Source organism: Microbacterium lushaniae (assembly GCF_008727775.1).
In the GTDB taxonomy this organism is placed as follows: domain Bacteria; phylum Actinomycetota; class Actinomycetes; order Actinomycetales; family Microbacteriaceae; genus Microbacterium; species Microbacterium lushaniae.
This window is the reverse complement of sequence record NZ_CP044232.1, coordinates 693,779-709,040: the sequence shown is the minus strand read 5'-3', so window position 1 is coordinate 709,040 and position 15,262 is coordinate 693,779. Positions and strand designations below refer to the sequence as shown.

The 15,262-nt window shown below is 71.8% G+C and carries 16 protein-coding genes; 8 read left to right on the top strand and 8 right to left on the bottom strand.

All coding sequences use genetic code 11. The features are described 5' to 3' along the window. Nucleotides 1–17: 17 nt before the first annotated feature. Genes F6J85_RS03285 through F6J85_RS03255 form a run of 7 tightly spaced genes read right to left on the bottom strand, consistent with a single transcriptional unit; the run spans nucleotide 18 to nucleotide 4,899 of the window. Nucleotides 18–563, bottom strand: a complete 546-nt coding sequence (locus F6J85_RS03285) for a hypothetical protein (RefSeq protein WP_238707045.1) — start codon at nucleotides 561–563, stop codon at nucleotides 18–20. Then, the gene (gene tsaD, locus F6J85_RS03280; RefSeq protein WP_150923812.1) at nucleotides 560–1,630 is read right to left on the bottom strand and encodes a tRNA (adenosine(37)-N6)-threonylcarbamoyltransferase complex transferase subunit TsaD; all 1,071 of its coding nucleotides are present in this window, start codon (nucleotides 1,628–1,630) and stop codon (nucleotides 560–562) included. The genes F6J85_RS03285 and tsaD overlap by 4 nt, the downstream gene beginning before the upstream one ends. Then, nucleotides 1,627–2,247, bottom strand: a complete 621-nt coding sequence (gene rimI / locus F6J85_RS03275; protein ID WP_191906736.1) for a ribosomal protein S18-alanine N-acetyltransferase — start codon at nucleotides 2,245–2,247, stop codon at nucleotides 1,627–1,629. The genes tsaD and rimI overlap by 4 nt, the downstream gene beginning before the upstream one ends. Next, on the bottom strand, nucleotides 2,244–2,876 hold the full coding sequence (tsaB, locus tag F6J85_RS03270; protein ID WP_150923811.1) for a tRNA (adenosine(37)-N6)-threonylcarbamoyltransferase complex dimerization subunit type 1 TsaB: 633 nt from the start codon (nucleotides 2,874–2,876) through the stop codon (nucleotides 2,244–2,246). The genes rimI and tsaB overlap by 4 nt, the downstream gene beginning before the upstream one ends. Nucleotides 2,877–2,915: 39 nt before the next feature. Beyond that, nucleotides 2,916–3,419 (bottom strand): tRNA (adenosine(37)-N6)-threonylcarbamoyltransferase complex ATPase subunit type 1 TsaE, encoded by a 504-nt coding sequence (tsaE, locus tag F6J85_RS03265; RefSeq protein ID WP_150923810.1) that lies wholly within the window; start codon nucleotides 3,417–3,419, stop codon nucleotides 2,916–2,918. Then, the gene (gene alr / locus F6J85_RS03260; RefSeq protein ID WP_150923809.1) at nucleotides 3,416–4,540 is read right to left on the bottom strand and encodes an alanine racemase; all 1,125 of its coding nucleotides are present in this window, start codon (nucleotides 4,538–4,540) and stop codon (nucleotides 3,416–3,418) included. The genes tsaE and alr overlap by 4 nt, the downstream gene beginning before the upstream one ends. Then, nucleotides 4,537–4,899 (bottom strand): holo-ACP synthase, encoded by a 363-nt coding sequence (locus F6J85_RS03255; protein ID WP_150923808.1) that lies wholly within the window; start codon nucleotides 4,897–4,899, stop codon nucleotides 4,537–4,539. The genes alr and F6J85_RS03255 overlap by 4 nt, the downstream gene beginning before the upstream one ends. A gap of 156 nt (nucleotides 4,900–5,055) precedes the next feature. On the opposite strand from F6J85_RS03255, the gene F6J85_RS03250 reads away from it, so the two are divergent. Beyond that, nucleotides 5,056–5,919, top strand: a complete 864-nt coding sequence (locus tag F6J85_RS03250; protein ID WP_150923807.1) for a PaaX family transcriptional regulator — start codon at nucleotides 5,056–5,058, stop codon at nucleotides 5,917–5,919. Between the two features lie 46 nt (nucleotides 5,920–5,965). Here the strand turns inward: F6J85_RS03250 and F6J85_RS03245 are convergent, their stop codons facing one another. Next, entirely contained in the window at nucleotides 5,966–7,168 is a 1,203-nt protein-coding gene (locus F6J85_RS03245) for a cytochrome P450 (protein WP_150923806.1), read from the bottom strand. A 392-nt stretch (nucleotides 7,169–7,560) separates the two neighbouring features. Here F6J85_RS03245 and F6J85_RS03240 point away from each other — a divergent pair, with 392 nt between their 5' ends. From F6J85_RS03240 to F6J85_RS03210, 7 genes are read left to right on the top strand one after another with little or no spacing between them, the layout of a single operon-like run. Beyond that, the gene (locus F6J85_RS03240) at nucleotides 7,561–8,913 is read left to right on the top strand and encodes an ABC transporter substrate-binding protein (protein WP_150923805.1); all 1,353 of its coding nucleotides are present in this window, start codon (nucleotides 7,561–7,563) and stop codon (nucleotides 8,911–8,913) included. A 1-nt stretch (nucleotide 8,914) separates the two neighbouring features. Continuing rightward, entirely contained in the window at nucleotides 8,915–9,898 is a 984-nt protein-coding gene (locus tag F6J85_RS03235; protein ID WP_202980869.1) for an ABC transporter permease, read from the top strand. Beyond that, entirely contained in the window at nucleotides 9,895–10,782 is an 888-nt protein-coding gene (locus F6J85_RS03230; protein ID WP_150923804.1) for an ABC transporter permease, read from the top strand. The genes F6J85_RS03235 and F6J85_RS03230 overlap by 4 nt, the downstream gene beginning before the upstream one ends. Beyond that, the gene (locus F6J85_RS03225) at nucleotides 10,779–11,795 is read left to right on the top strand and encodes an ABC transporter ATP-binding protein (protein ID WP_150923803.1); all 1,017 of its coding nucleotides are present in this window, start codon (nucleotides 10,779–10,781) and stop codon (nucleotides 11,793–11,795) included. Before F6J85_RS03230 ends, F6J85_RS03225 begins: the two co-directional genes overlap by 4 nt. Before the next feature lies 1 nt (nucleotide 11,796). After that, entirely contained in the window at nucleotides 11,797–12,738 is a 942-nt protein-coding gene (locus F6J85_RS03220) for an ABC transporter ATP-binding protein (RefSeq protein ID WP_150922148.1), read from the top strand. Beyond that, nucleotides 12,735–14,111: an MmgE/PrpD family protein gene (locus tag F6J85_RS03215; RefSeq protein ID WP_191906735.1), complete on the top strand. Its 1,377-nt coding sequence runs from the start codon at nucleotides 12,735–12,737 to the stop codon at nucleotides 14,109–14,111. Before F6J85_RS03220 ends, F6J85_RS03215 begins: the two co-directional genes overlap by 4 nt. Beyond that, nucleotides 14,108–15,214: a CapA family protein gene (locus F6J85_RS03210; protein WP_150921546.1), complete on the top strand. Its 1,107-nt coding sequence runs from the start codon at nucleotides 14,108–14,110 to the stop codon at nucleotides 15,212–15,214. The genes F6J85_RS03215 and F6J85_RS03210 overlap by 4 nt, the downstream gene beginning before the upstream one ends. The last annotated feature ends 48 nt before the right edge of the window (nucleotides 15,215–15,262 follow it).

Sequence of the window (15,262 nt, the reverse complement as noted above, 5' to 3'; positions counted from 1 at the left end):
GGCCGCTGCGGACCCGGTCAGCCCAGAGGCAGCTGCGGGATGACCCACAGCAGCCAGCCGACGCTGTAGACGAGCGACACGAGGCTCAGCACGAGCGCCCACACCGCGATGGCCCGGGATTCCCCTGGGCGGCGCAGGGCGACGATCGCGACCACGAACCCCGCGAGTCCGAACGGCAGCATCCACCCCACGAAGAACGACGCACCCAGCGCGACGATCGCGAGGGCGAGCGCCCACGGGCCCACCGCGGTCCGCCGCGCCGGCGGCGGGGGCGACCACGGGGAGGATTCGCCTTCGACCGGCCCGTGCGTGGCGAGGATGACCGGGGCGGTGGGCAGCTGCGTGTACCCCGTGCGCGCTGCCCCCGGAATGCGGGGCGCGGCGGGGGCGGCGACCACGTCGGGCGACGGCGCCTCCACGATCGGCGGCGGGGGCAGGGGCGGCGGCGTACCGAGCGCGGCGTCCACGCCGGTGAGGTCGGGCGGGGCGGCCTGCTGGACGGCGGCCTCGGCGGCCTCCGCATCCGCGGGCCGGTGCGGCTCGGGCGCACGGGGCTCGCTCACGCGGCCTCCTCCTCCGCCACCTGGATCTGCGTCACCGGCAGCGTCGAGTCCGCCCCGAATGCGAGCGTGGACGGCCGCCGGCCGGAGGCGATGAGGTCGGCGGCGAGGGCGGCGATCATCGCACCGTTGTCGGTGCACAGGCGCAGCGGAGGGATCCGCACGCTCACGCCCGCCTCGGCGGCGCGGGCGAGGGCGACATCGCGCAGGCGCCGGTTGGCGACGACGCCGCCGCCCAGCAGCAGGCGCGGCACGTCGTGCTGCGCGCACGCGTCGAGCGCCTTGGTCACGAGCACGTCGACGACGGCCTCGCGGAACGACGCGGCGACATCGGCCACGGGCACCCGCTCCCCGGCGGCCTCGCGCTGCTCGATCCAGCGCGCGACGGCGGTCTTCAGGCCCGAGAACGAGAAGTCGTAGCGGTGGCGAGCCATGTCGGAGGCGCGCGAGAGCCCGCGCGGGAAGCGGATCGCCGCGGGGTCGCCGGATGCTGCCGCGCGATCGATCTCGGGCCCGCCGGGGTAGGGCAGACCGAGGATGCGGGCGACCTTGTCGAACGCCTCGCCCGCGGCGTCGTCGACGGTCTCGCCGAGCAGCTCGACGTCGCCGGTCAGGTCGCGCACGAGGAGCAGCGACGTGTGGCCGCCGCTGACCAGCAGCGCGACCGTGGGGTACTGCAGCGGTCCGGCGTCGGCGTCGAGGATGTCGGCGGCGATGTGCCCGACGAGGTGGTTGACGGCGTACAGGGGCTTGCCGAGGGAGACGGCGAGCGCCTTGGCCGCGCCGATGCCCACCATGAGCGCACCCGCCAGGCCCGGGCCGCTCGTGACCGCGACGGCGTCGAGATCGTGCAGGCTCACGGATGCCTCCGCCAGCGCCGCGCGGATGGCCGGCTGCAGCGCCTCCAGGTGGGCGCGCGCGGCGACCTCGGGGACGACGCCGCCGTAGCGGGCGTGCTCGTCCATGCTCGAGGCGATCGTGTTGCTCAGGAGCGTGCGTCCGCGCACGATGCCGATGCCCGTCTCGTCGCAGCTGGTCTCGATGCCCAGCACGAGCGGCGCGCTCCTCATGTGCACCACCCCGTCCCCACGTCGCACGCCGGCGCTCCTTCTCCGAGCGGCCGCAGCCCCTGCCCCGCCGCACCGAGGTCGGAGGATGCGCCCGAGGTCGGAGCATCCGCCGTGAATCCTCCGACCTGCGTGCGATCCTCCGACGGGGCGGTGGCGCGCGCGGCGGCCCACGTGGACAGCTCCAGGCGCATCACGACGGCGTCGACGTCGTCGGGCTGGTAGTAGCGGGGGCGGCGGCCCACTTCGGTGAACCCCTCCGAGGCGTACAGCGCCTGGGCGACGGGGTTGTCGGCGCGCACCTCGAGGAACACCTCGCGCACCCCGCGCCGGTCGGCCTCGGCGAGGAGGGCACGCAGCAGCATCCGCCCGCGCCCGCGTCCGCGGAAGGGCTCGGCGATCGTGATCGTCTGGATGTCGGCATCCTTCGCGCCGCGGGGGGCGCGAAGCCCCGCGTACCCGGCGAGCATCCCGGCCTCCTCGGCCACGACGTACCAGCCGTGGCGGGAGGCGAGCTCTTCGCGCATCATCGCCTCGCTCCACGCGTCGGTGGGGAACGAGGCGCGCTCGAGCGTCATGATCGCATCGAGGTCGGAGGCGTCGGCTGCGCGGAGGTTCACGTGCGCACCTTCTTCGGCGTGTGCCCGAGCGTCACGTCGGGCGAGCGGAGGTACAGCGGCTCGGGCGGACCGATGCTGCGGCCGGCGGCCACGGCCCGCGCGGCGGCGAGGGCGATCATGGCGGCGGGCACGGATGCGGCGTCATGGCGTGCCGCGCCGAGGTCGGCGACCCGCGCATCGAGGTCGTCGCGCGGCGTCAGGGCCGGCTCCGTCACGCGCACGGGCAGGCCGTCGTCGTCCAGGCCCTCGTAGACGGTGAAGGCGAATTCGCGCCGGCGCGCGTCGGTGACGACGGCGAAGCGGCCAGGGTCGGGGGCGCCGGTGACGGCCGCATCCAGCAGGCGCCCCAGCGCGACGGCGTCGTGGCTGACCACGGGTACGACCGGCAGATCGCGCCCGAGGGCGAAGGCGCGGGCCGCGGCGATCCCCACGCGCAGCCCCGTGAAGGGCCCGGGGCCCATTCCGGATGCCACGTGCGTGATGCCCGCCGCATCCACCTGCGCGAGCAGGTCGCCGATCACCTCGGCGTGCCCGAGCGGGTCGGCGCTGGATGCCTCGGCCACGACGTACCCGTCGGCCTCGACCACGGCGACGGCCGTGGCGAGGGAGGTGTCGATGCCGAGGAACACCCTCCCAGCGTAATCCGCCCCCGGCACCCCTCGCCCCGGCTACGGGTGGCGCGTGATCGAGACGGTGCGGGGGGCGTCGGCGTCGAGCTCGGCGGTGTGGCCGGCGATCGTGCCGCACGCGGAGTCCAGGCCGCGGCCACCGGTCTGCGGCGTGATCTCGATCTCCCACCACTGCTCGGCGAGGTGCTCTGCCATGCCCCTGCCCCATTCCACGATCACGACGGAGGACGGCACGTCGATGTCGAGGTCGTCGAGCTCGACGGCCGAGCCGAGGCGGTAGGCGTCCACGTGCACGAGCGGTGCGCCCCCGACGAGCGAGGGATGCGTGCGCGCGATGACGAACGTCGGGCTCTGCACGGGACCGCGGATGCCGAGGCCCTCGCCGATGCCGCGGGTGAGCGTCGTCTTGCCGGCGCCGAGTCCGCCGGTCAGGACGACGACGTCGCCGGGGTCGAGCACGCGGCCCAGCGCCACCCCGAGGTCGTGCATGGCGTCGGGGGTGTCGATCTCGCGCGTGCCGAGGAGGTCGTCGGGGATGCTCATCCGGCCACCTGCCTGCGCGCCACGCGCGGGCCGATGCCCGTGACGATGTCGTAGTTGATCGTGCCCGCCGCATCCGCCCACTCGGTCGCCGACGGCACCCCGAGCGTCGGATCGCCGAAGAGCACGACCTCGTCGCCGACGGCGACCGGGGTGTCGCCCACGTCGACGACGAACTGGTCCATCGCGATGCGCCCGGCCACGCGGAAGCGCCGCCCGCCGATCGTCACCGGTCCCGTGCCCGAGGCCTGCCGCGGCACTCCGTCGGCGTACCCGAGGGGCACGAGGGCGAGCGTCGTGTCGCGCGGGGCCCGGAACGCGTACCCGTACGACACGCCCTGCCCCGCGGGCACGCGGCGCACCGCCGCCACCGCGGCGCGCAGGGTCATCGCCGGGCGGAGTCCGAGGTCGGCCGACGTGCGGTCGGGGAAGGGCGACAGGCCGTACAGGCCGATGCCGATGCGCACGCACCCCAGGCGGGTCTCGGGCAGCGCGATGGCCGCGTGGGTCGCGGCGATGTGGCGCAGCGGCGGGTTCAACCCGAGGGAGGCGGCCTCCACGACGGCTTCTTCGAACACGCGCAGGGCGGCGAGGTCGTCGGCGGCGGAGGCGTTGGACAGGTGCGAGAACAACCCGACCACGCGCAGCCTGCCGATGCGCTCCAGGCGCGCGGCCTCGGCGAAGACGACGCGGTACTCCGCAGGAGGCACGCCGTTGCGCGAGAGGCCCGTGTCGATCTTCAGGTGCACGGCGGCGGGGCGGTCACCGGATGCGGCGGCCGCGGCCTGCAGCAGCTGATCGATGCCCGACACGCCCACCTCGATGTCGTGCTCGACGGCCTCGGCGAACGACGTGCCCGGCGCGTGCAGCCACGCGAGGATGGGCGCCGTGATGCCCTCGCGGCGCAGCCGCAGCGCCTCGGCGATCTCGGCGACGCCCAGGCGGGATGCTCCGCCCTGCAGCGCCGCGACGGCGCAGCGGAACGCGCCATGGCCGTACGCATCCGCCTTCACGACGGCGATGATCTCGGCGTCGGCGAGGCGGCGCAGGTGCCGCACGTTGTCGGCGATCGCGTCCACGTCGATGCGCGCTTCGCGCATGACGCCGTCGGGGAGCCGGCTCATACCGTCTCCCCCGACTCCACGATCACGTAGGCGATGGCCAGGCCCGCGTCGTGGCTGAGGGAGAGGTGGGTGCGGGTGATGCCGCGGGCGGCCACCGCCTCCGCCGTCGAGCCGGACAGGTCGAAGCGCGGGCGGCCGGAGGCTTCCGAGACCACCTCGATCTCGGTCCAGTGCACGCCGTCCGATCCGCCGAGCGCCTTGATGAGTGCCTCTTTCGCGGCGTAGCGCGCCGCGAGCGAGTGCGGCTTCAGCATCCGCTCCGCCGGCGCGAACAACCGGGCGAGCAGGCGCGGGGTGCGCGCGATCGACCGCTCGAAGCGGGGGACGTCGACCAGGTCGACCCCGATCCCCACGATCATTCGCGCTCCTCCCGAACGGCCCGCCCGCGGTCTGCGACCTCCGCACGGAGCCTCCCCCAGCCTACCGCTCAGCGGTTGAACGGCTCGTTGGGGCGAGGAGCCGGATACGGTGTCGGGGTGGACTCCCTGCCTCCTGGACCACGGCTGCCTCGGTCGATGACGAGCCGCGAGCCGCAGTACCTCATCGTGACGCTCCTGGGCGATTACTGGTTCCGGCGGAGCGAACAGATCCCGTCGGCGGCGATCGTGGCGCTGCTCGCCGAGTTCGGCATCACGGAGAGCGGCGCGCGCCAGGCCATGCGGCGACTTCACAAGCGCGGCCTCCTCACCCAGGGCAAGTCCGGCCGGACCACGTCATACGGCGCCCCGGAGCGCATGAGCGAATCCGCGCAGGCGACCATGCGGCGCGTCTTGCGATTCGGCCTCGACATCACGGGTTGGGACGGGCTGTGGACCGTGGTCACCTTTTCGATACCGGAGCCCGCGCGCGACGTCCGGCGCGTGCTGCGGACGCGACTGCGTGACTTGGGTTTCGGCCTGCTCAACGATGCCAACTGGATCACGCCGCACGATCGGACACGACAGGCCGTGGAGCTCCTCGACGCGTTGCAGGTCGCCGACGGCAGCGTCCTGCGCGCGAGCATGGTGGCCCGCCCCGGGCGGCCGTTCTCCGTCGCCGACGTCTTCGACCTCGCGACGCTGGAGCGTCGATACCTCGACTTCATCGCCCGTCACGAACCCAAGGTCCAGCAGGTGCTCGCCGGCGACGTCACTGCGCGCGACGCCCTCGTGATGCGTACCGAGATCATGACCGAGTGGCTGCAGTTCCGGCAGTTCGACCCCGACCTGCCCGTCGAGCTGCTGCCCGATGGCTGGCCGCGCGCCCGCGCGCGAGAAGTCGCGTTCCGCATCTACGACGAACTCGGCGTCGCGGCGGAGGCTCGATTCCGTCAGGTGCTCGGGGCGGTCGATCGTGATCTCGCCGAGTTGTCGTCCCACCACACCTCCCGCGACGCGTGAGCTGCGCCGACCCGGGTCGAGGCGACGCGGGTTCCTCAGCCGCGGCTCACGCCGGCACGACGCGCAGGGGCACGCTCTGCGCACCGAGTTCGGGCATGCGCGTCGTCTCGATCTCCCCCGCGACCTCGAACGACTGCGTGCGCTCGAGCAGGACCTCCAGCGCGATGCGCAGGCTCAGGCGCGCGAGAGCCATCCCCACGCAGCGGTGCCGTCCGCGGCCGAACCCCATGTGCCGGGAGATGTTCGGCCGGTCCAGGACGAACTCGTCCGGCTCCGGGAAGACGCGCTCGTCGCGATTGGCGGACGCATAGACGAGCGTGACCGGCACGCCCGGCTCGATGAGGCGGCCGTGGACCTCCACCGGCTCGGACACCGTCCTCGCGAAGCCGCGATACGGCGTGTAGAGGCGGATGAACTCTTCGAGCGCTGCGGGGATGAGCGAAGGGTCCGCACGGAGCCGGCTCTGCAGCTCCTGATCCCGGCTCAGGTGGATGCAGATGCCGCCGAGCAGGATGGGCGGGGCGACCAGGCCGACCACCAGGGACTGACGGAGCGCGCCGACGACGAGCTCCTCCGTGAGAGGCGCGCCCTCGTACTCCTCGGCGAGCAGCGAACTCGCCGGATCGGTCTCGACGGGCCGGGGGTTGGCGCGACGGTCGGCGACCAGGGCGCGCGCCATGTCGTACATCTCGTTGCTGCGCGCCGTCACGGTCTCGCCATCCTGCCGGCGCCAGGCGTCGACCCAATCGCTCGACACCGACGCGAGCCGGTAGACCTCGTCGCGGTCGAGATTCAACCACTCCGCGGCCGTGAACGCCGGGTAGATCGTTCCGAAGCTCCGGCAGATGTCGCTCGTGCCGGCGTCGAGGAAGGGCTGGATCTCCCGCTCGGCGTGCGCCCGCAGACGGGGAGCCAGCCGCTCGAGCCTGGAGTGATGCAGCGTCCGGTCCAGCGCACGGCGGAATGGCGAGTGCGCCGGCGCGTCGAAGTTCAACGGCGGCCGGCGGATGCCCCGCGGATCGCTCGGCACGACGGCGCGGACGGACGAGATGAAGCGCGTCGAATCGCGCGCGGCCTTCTCGACGTCCTCGAACCGCGTCAGGGCGTAGAACCCGCCGTACCCGCTCGAGAACGCCACGGGCGCCTCATCCCGCAACCGGCGGTAGTTCTCGTGCGCGCCGTCGAACGTTTCGGCCGCCGTCGCGTCGAAGTCCTCGGCGAATGGACACCGTGAGTCACTGTGCGTCATCTGGTTCTGCTCCACTCTCCCGCGAGTCTGCGCCTGGCCGCTCTGTGAGTGATCCTAATAGGCATCACCCAGATTGACTGTCGCCACTTTAACTGAATACTATTGCGTGACAATGCCGTCCCTGCCGTGCGGCAGCCGGCGTTCCGAATCAACGACGATGGGATACCCGTGCACCACACACTCCGCACCGCCGCGGCGGTGATCGCGGCGGGGATGGTCTTCGGCCTCGCCGCCTGCAGCCCGAGCGCCGACCCTGCCCCCGCGACATCCGCTTCCGCCTCCGGTGAGCCCGTGGCGGGGGCGATGCCACCATCATCCTCGGCGTCGAGGCCGTGCGCGGTCTCGACCCGGCCTTCCTGTTCAATCTCACGCCGTCGGGCGATGCGAACCGGATGGCAGCGATCTACGACGTGCTCTTCTGGTCGGATGCGTCCACCGGCGAGGTCCACGGGCAGCTCGGCGACTCGCTCGAGCCCGACGAGGACGGCACCGTCTGGACCATGAGCCTGCACCCCGGCATCGTCTTCACCGACGGCACGCCTCTGGATGCTGCCGCCGTGGTCGCGAACTACGAGCGGATGCAGGACCCGGCCACCGCTTCACCCCTGGCAGGACTGCTCGAGGGCGCGACGTTCGGTGTGGTCGACGAGACGACCCTCACCATAGAGCTGGCCGAACCGAACCTCCAGTTCGACAAGATCGTCGCCACGAGCTTCACGCACATCGGCTCGCCGACTGCCATGGCCGAGGACCCGGACTACGCCAACAACCCGGTGGGCGCCGGACCGTTCGTACTCGAGGAATGGGTCCGCGACGACCACATGACCCTCGTGCGCAACCCGGACTACTTCCAGGAGGGGCTGCCCTACCTCGATTCGATCACCTTCACGCCGCTGCGCGACCCCACGCAGCGCATCAACACCGTGCAGACCGGGGCCGCGCACGCGGCCGTGCCCGGGTCGGAGCTCGCCTTCAAGCAGACCGCGACCGACGCCGGTCTCGCGGTCGCCACCGCCCCGGCCGGCGGCGGACCCGTCCTGATGTTCAACACGCAGACCGCGCCGTTCAACGACCTCCGCGCCCGCCAGGCGGTCCAGCTCGCGCTCGACATCGATGAGCTCACCTCGGTCGTGGACCCCGGCTCGTCGGCTCCGGACAGCCTGTACGGCCCCGAGTCGCCCTTCCACCCGGGGGACGGCATCTTCGTGGAGCACGACGCGAAGGCCGCTCAGGCCCTCTTCAGCGAGCTCGCCGCCGACGGCAACCCGGTCTCGTTCACGGTCACGATGCCTCAGAGCGGATTCTTCACCCGCACCGCCGAGTACCTGCAGAGCCGCCTCGCGCAGTACGACGACGTGACCGTGCAGATCGAGACGCTCGACAACGCCACGCTGGACGAGCGGGTCTTCCGCAAGCAGGACTACCAGATGTCGGCGCAGATCGTGCCGGTCACGGATCCGGAGCCGAACCTCGCGAAGCTGCTGCAGACCGGCGGTCAGACCAACTACATGGGGTTCTCCGACCCCGAGCTGGACGCTGCGCTGGACTCGGGGCGCGCCAGCGTCGATGAGAAGGAGCGCACGGCTGCGTACGCGACCGTCGAGGAGATCGTCGTCGCGCAGGTGCCGATCCTCCCCATCCGCAATCAGGAATCCTTCACCGTCCACGCGAAGTCGCTGCACGGCCTCACGCTGCACGGCGACGGGTCGCTCCTCTATGACCGCCTCTGGCTGAACGCGGAGTAGCGTGAGCGTTTTCACCGGGGAGCGGATGCGCGCCACGCGCATCCGCTCCCGTCCCGCCCTCGCCCGCGCGGCGCACCTCGCCGCGGTCATCCTGCTCGTCACGCTCGCCGCCACGGCATTGACGGACCTCATGCCCGGCTCCCCGGGATCGGTCATCCTCGGCCCCGGCGCGACGGCGCAGCAGATCGCCGACTTCGATGCCGCACACGGGTACGACCAACCGCTGTTCGCGCGATACGTGCAATGGCTCGGCGCCGCGCTGACCGGTGACCTGGGAACGTCCATCCAGACGAACCAGCCGGTCGCCGAGGTCTTGCTGCAACGCCTCCCCGTCACGCTCGAGCTGACCGTCCTGGCCCTCCTGCTCTCGCTGCTCATCGCCGTCCCGGCCGCCGTCTACGCGGCATCGCGGGCGAACGGCCTCTTCGACCGGATCATGTCCAGCCTGGCGTCGGGATTCCTGTCCATCCCGGTGTTCGTGGTGGGCGTCGTCCTCGTGTACGTCCTCGCGGTGTCGACGCGCTGGTTCCCCGTGGCCGGGTGGGCGCCGCTTTCTGCGGGGCTGGGCGAGAACCTCCGGTTCGCCTTCGTGCCCGTGCTCGCGCTCGCGCTGGGAGAGTTCCCCGCGTTCTACCGCCTGCTGCGCGGGGACGTCATCACGACGCTCCGCGAGGACTTCGTGCGCACGGCCACCGTCCGGGGTCTCCCCCGCGCCTACATCCTGCTGCGCCACGTGCTGCGGCCGTCCTCCTTCTCACTCATCACCGTCGCGGCCGTGGCTTTCGGGCGGCTGCTGGCCGGATCCATCGTCATCGAGAGCCTGTTCGCCCTCCCCGGGCTGGGCAGCCTCGCCCTGCAGTCGATCCCGGCCAAAGACGTCCCGATGATCCAAGGAATCGTGGTGCTCGTCGCTGTGACCTACGTGCTCATCAACGCCGCCGTCGACATCGCGTACACCTTCCTCGACCCCAGGACCCGCCGATGACCGCGACCGCCCCGCCCACCAGGCCCTCCACCCGGACCCTGCACACCGTCACGGTGCCGCGGCGCCGGCATGCCGGCAGGCGCATCGCCCTCGTGGTGTCGGTGACGTGGATCGCCGTGCTGGCGACTCTGGCCCTCGTCGCGGATCTTCTGCCGTTGCCCGGGATCGATGAACCGGTGGGCGGCCCGAGCCTCCCCCCGTTCTCCGGCGAGGGACCGCTGCTCGGCACCGACGCGATCGGTCGCGACGTCGCGACCCGGCTCATCTACGGGATCCGGATCTCGCTCGCCGTCGGGATCGGCGCCACGGTCATCGCCCTGGTGCTCGGCGTGCTGCTCGGCCTCATCGCCGCGAACGCGCGCGGGAAGATCGAAGCGCTCATCAATGTCCTCACCGACACGGTGCTGTCGTTCCCGCCGCTGCTGCTGCTGATGGCTCTCGCGACCGTCGTGGTCCCCGGCGTGCCCACTCTCGTGTTCGCCCTGGGGTTCCTCTTCGTTCCGCCGTTCCTGCGCCTGACCCGCTCCGCAGCGCTCACGCAGATGAGCCGTGATTACATCACCGCGGCCCGCACCCTGGGCGCCGGTCGCGCACGCATCGTCTTCCGCGAGCTGCTCCCCAACAGCATCCAGCCCGTCGTGTCCTACGCCGTGGTGGTCATCGCCGTGATCATCGTCATCGAGGGCTCGCTGAGCTTCCTCGGGGTGGGCGTTCCCCCACCCGCCCCCAGCTGGGGTTCGATGATCGCCTCGGGCAAGGACAACCTCAGCCGCGCGCCATACCTGATCGTGGCCCCCTCGCTGATGATCTTCCTCACGGTGCTCAGCTTCAACACGGTCGGCGACCATCTGCGCCGACGTCTGAGCGGAACGGGTGCCGCATGACCCTCGATCATCAGGCCGACCTTCGCGAGTCCGGGAGTGCCGATGCACTCCTTCGCGTCGAGGACGCGCGCTGCGCGATTCCGACCGGGCGCGGCGACGTCAAGGCGCTCGGCGGGGTGGACCTCGAACTGCGCGCCGGCGAGGTGCTCGGCGTGGTCGGTGAGTCCGGTTCCGGCAAGTCCACGCTGGCGGGTTTCATCATCGGAGCACTCGCTCCCCGGGCGCAGTCGACCGGCTCGGTCATCCTGGACGGCCAAGACCTGCGCGCCCTGCCCTCCGAGACCGCCCGCCGCGTGCGGGGTCGCCGCATCGGGATCGTCTTCCAGGACCCCATGATGGCGCTCAACCCCGTCGTCCCGATCGGACGCCAGGTCACCGAAGCGGCCATGTTCAATCTCGGGCTCTCTCGCGCGGAGGCGAAGGCCAAGGCCGTCGGGCTGCTGCGCCAGGTCGGCATCCCCGACCCCGAGCGGAGGCTCCGCCATTACCCGCACCAGTTCTCCGGCGGGATGCGCCAGCGCATCACGATCGCGATGGCCTTGGTGTGCGATCCGGACATCCTCATCGCCGACGAGGCCACCACGGCACTGGACGTCACGGTCCAGCGCCAGATCCTCGACCTCTTGGCACGGCTCGCCCGCGAACGCTCGCTCGCGATGATCATGGTCAGCCACGACCTGTCGGTGATCGCGGGACGCACGGACACCATCGCGGTGATGTACGGCGGCTACGTCGTGGAATCCGGGCCGACGGTCGAGGTGTTCCGCAACCCGCGGCATCCGTACACGCGCGCGCTGCTGCGCGCCATCCCCCGCATCGACGGCTCGCGGCACGCCCGACTGGAAGCGATCCCCGGCACCCCGCCGGACCTGACGCTGCTGGGCACCGGGTGCCCCTTCGCACCGCGGTGCCCGAACGCGCTGCCGCTGTGCGCCGACGTCATGCCGGCCGTCTCCCATCCGCACGGAGGCCGAACGCTGCGATGCCACAACCCCGTCCCGGAAGGAGCCTGACATGCCGCTGCTGGAGGTGAACGACCTGACCAAGCGCTTCAAGGTGCCCGGCGGGACCGTGGAAGCCGTCTCAGGTGTCAGCTTCTCCCTCGAACGTGGCGAGACGCTCGCCCTCGTCGGGGAGTCGGGATGCGGGAAGTCCACCACCGGGCGCGCCCTGCTGGGCGCACCCGGTCCGGATGAGGGGACGATCGTCCTGGACGGCGTCACGCTGTCCGATCGCGCGGCGTCCCGGCGGCGCGACGTGCAGATGATCTTCCAGGATGCGCGGGCCTCGCTGAACCCCCGCCGCCGCGTCCGCGACCTCGTCGCCGAAGGGCTGCGGATCGCCGGCGTACCGAGGGCGGAGACGCGCACCCGCGTGGACGCCATGCTGCGTGCGGTCGGGCTCGACCCCGACCGCGTCGGGGACCGTCGCGCCGCTGAGTTCTCGGGTGGTCAATGCCAGCGCATCGCGATCGCCCGCGCGATGGTCATGGAGCCCCAGGTGCTCGTGTGCGACGAACCGGTGGCGTCGCTGGACGTGTCGGTGCAGGCCCAGGTGGTCAATCTCCTGCAGGACATGAAGGAGAGTTACGGGCTCGCGATGCTGTTCATCTCCCACGACCTCTCGGTGGTGCGCAGCATCAGCGACAGGGTCGCGGTCATGTATCTGGGGCGCGTCGTGGAGATCGGGGGCGTGGATGAGCTGTACGACAACCCCGGGCACCCGTACACGCGAGCGCTGCTCGATTCCGTCCCTGCACCTGACCCCGCCGCACCCTCGCGCGGCGCGGCGCTGACGGGAGACCTTCCTTCGCCGATGTCACCACCGAGCGGCTGCCGGTTCCGGACCCGCTGTCCGCTCGCACAGGATGTGTGCGCGACCGAGACGCCCGCCCTGCGGCGCACCGCGGCGGGACAGCTCGCCGCATGCCACTTCAGCGAACTCGTGGCCGCGTGAGGGGGGCGACCGCGGAGCTGGCGGAATGGGCGGGGAGTCTCCGTATCGAGGATCTGCCCGACAGCGTCATCGATCGTGTCCTGGCGCACACGCTCGACACCGTCGGCGCGATCCTCGTGGGCGCCACGCAGCCCTGGACGCGCACGGTGGCCGAGTACGCGTCCGTCGAGTCGCCGACCGGCAGATCCCGCTCCGCAGCGCTCGATCGCACGCTTCGTCCCGAGTGGGCCGCCCTCATCAACGGCACCGCGGCGCACGGTTTCGAGATCGACGACTACGCCCTGCCCGGACTGTCGCACCCCGGCAGTGTCGTCGTGCCGAGCGCGTTCGCGCTGGGTGAGGACCGCGGAATATCGGGCCGCGCGCTCATCGTCGCCCTCGCAGCCGGGTTCGAGTCGATCGTGCGGTTCGGCGAGGCCTGCACCCCTTCTCTGACCAGCCACCGCGGGTTCCATGTCACGAGCGCGCTCGGGGTCTTCGGGTCGGCAGCCTCCGCTGTCAGCGTCCATGGCCTGACCGCGGACCAGGGCCTGGCCGCGCTCGGAATCGCCGCCGCGCATGCGAGCGGCACGACGGAGTTCACCAGGACCGGAGGCGACATCAAGCGGCTGCACGCAGGCATGGCGGCCGCGGCCGGCATCCGCTCGGCGGCCCTCGCCACGGGCGGGTTCACCGCTCCCCTCGCGGCCATCGAAGGCGAACGGGGGTTCCTCGCTGCGTTCGTGGAACAGGCCCGCCCCGAGCAGCTGACCGCGCAGCTCGGGCACCGCTGGGCGCTGGACGGCCTCGCACTCAAACGCTGGTGCGTGTGCGCCGGAATCCAAGCGCCGCTGGCGGGGCTGGATGCGATCCTCCGCGAGGGCGACATCCGACCCGAGGACATCACGGCGATCGAGGTCGGCGTGGACCGCGCGACGCTGGCCCACGTGGGTCACATCGGCGGTTCGCCCCGCGACATGACGGAGGCGCAGATGAGCCTGCACCACGCCATGGCGATGCGCCTCGTCGCGGGTGGGAACGACCCCCTGCACTACACGCTCTTCGAGCAGGGGCTGGATGTTGCGGCCCAGGCGGACCGGGTCTCCCTCCACGTGGATGACGCCGCGGAGGAGGCCTTCCCCCGCCGCCTGCTGGCCTCGGTCACGGTGCACACCGCGACCGCGACCGCCACCACCGTCCGCGCCGAAGCGCCCGGCACGCCCACCACCCCCATGGATCGCGGCGCGCGACTGGAGAAATTCCACGCGCTCGCCGACCCCCTCATCGGCGAGCGCGATGCGCTCCGCCTCATCAACGCGGTCGACGCGCTCCGAGAGGACGGGCCGGTCTCGGCCGTCCTCGCCCACACCCGAAAGGCACAGCACACCGCATGATCCGTTTCACCGCCGTCGGCGACGTCGGGCCCGAGCGCCCCGACGTCGACAGTCTGTTCGAGAAGGTCGCCGCGCACGTGCGCGCCGCGGACATCGCGTTCATGCAGCTCGAGATGACCCTCACGCAACGCGGGCAGCGCGTCCCGCAGACCAAGCACACCTCACGGACGCACCCGGATGCCGCTGCGGCCTTCCGGCGCGCGGGATTCACCCACGCCGGCTGGGCGAGCAACCACTCCCTCGACTGGGGGACCGAGGGCTTCTTCGACACGATCGACGCACTGGACGCGGCGGGCGTGGTACCGCTCGGCGTCGGGAGGGATCTCTCCGAAGCCCGCCGTATCCGGATCGCCGAGGCCGACGGGATCCGCGTCGCGATACTGGCGTACTGCAGCATCCTCCCCGCCGACTACTGGGCCACGGCGCAGCGTCCGGGCGTCGCACCCCTCCGCGCCTTCACGGTGCACGAGCCGATCGAGCCGGACCAGCCGGGCACGCCGGCACGGATGCACACCTTCCCCCACCCGGACGACCTCAGCGGCATGGTCGCGGACATCCGCGCCGCGCGGGAGATCGCCGACGCCGTCATCGTGTCGGCGCACTGGGGTATCCACTTCAGCTACGCAGAACTCGCCGATTACCAGCGCGTGGCGGGGCGGGCGGCGATCGACGCCGGCGCCGACCTGGTCATCGGCCACCACGCCCACATCCTCAAGGGCGTCGAGATGTATCGCGGGAAGGCCATCTTCCACAGCCTCGGCAATTTCGCGATCGAACTGCCGATGGATGAGGAGCACGCCCAGCGACCGTCATTCCGTCACCTGCTGTCGCTGCACCCCGGCTGGGAGCCCGACATCGGCGGGATGTTCAACTTCCCGCCGGACTCACGCAAGTCGATCATCGTCGACTGCGACATCGACGAGAGCGGCGTCTCGGGCGTGCGCCTGCGTCCGGTGTGGATCGACCGGATGGCCGTGCCCGAGATCCTCGCTCCCGACGACCCGCGCTTCGCCGAAGTGGTGGACTACCTCCGCGGCGCCTCATCCGCGGCCGGACTCGACACGACCTTCACCGTGGACGGGGACGAGGTCCGAGTGTCCTGAGGCGTGGCCCCAAGCGGCCCCGGGACGCCCCGGGCGTCCCGGGGCCCC

Excerpts from the sequence above, each read along its gene's own strand:
- F6J85_RS03220 (WP_150922148.1), top strand. The coding sequence starts at position 11,797 with ATGCCGCTGCTGGAGGTGAACGACCTGACCAAGCGCTTCAAGGTGCCC.
- tsaD (WP_150923812.1), bottom strand. The coding sequence starts at position 1,630 with ATGAGGAGCGCGCCGCTCGTGCTGGGCATCGAGACCAGCTGCGACGAG.
- F6J85_RS03255 (WP_150923808.1), bottom strand. The coding sequence starts at position 4,899 with ATGATCGTGGGGATCGGGGTCGACCTGGTCGACGTCCCCCGCTTCGAG.
- F6J85_RS03230 (WP_150923804.1), top strand. The coding sequence starts at position 9,895 with ATGACCGCGACCGCCCCGCCCACCAGGCCCTCCACCCGGACCCTGCAC.
- F6J85_RS03210 (WP_150921546.1), top strand. The coding sequence starts at position 14,108 with ATGATCCGTTTCACCGCCGTCGGCGACGTCGGGCCCGAGCGCCCCGAC.
- F6J85_RS03250 (WP_150923807.1), top strand. The coding sequence starts at position 5,056 with ATGACGAGCCGCGAGCCGCAGTACCTCATCGTGACGCTCCTGGGCGAT.
- F6J85_RS03240 (WP_150923805.1), top strand. The coding sequence starts at position 7,561 with ATGGCAGCGATCTACGACGTGCTCTTCTGGTCGGATGCGTCCACCGGC.
- F6J85_RS03225 (WP_150923803.1), top strand. The coding sequence starts at position 10,779 with ATGACCCTCGATCATCAGGCCGACCTTCGCGAGTCCGGGAGTGCCGAT.
- F6J85_RS03245 (WP_150923806.1), bottom strand. The coding sequence starts at position 7,168 with ATGACGCACAGTGACTCACGGTGTCCATTCGCCGAGGACTTCGACGCG.
- tsaE (WP_150923810.1), bottom strand. The coding sequence starts at position 3,419 with ATGAGCATCCCCGACGACCTCCTCGGCACGCGCGAGATCGACACCCCC.
- alr (WP_150923809.1), bottom strand. The coding sequence starts at position 4,540 with ATGAGCCGGCTCCCCGACGGCGTCATGCGCGAAGCGCGCATCGACGTG.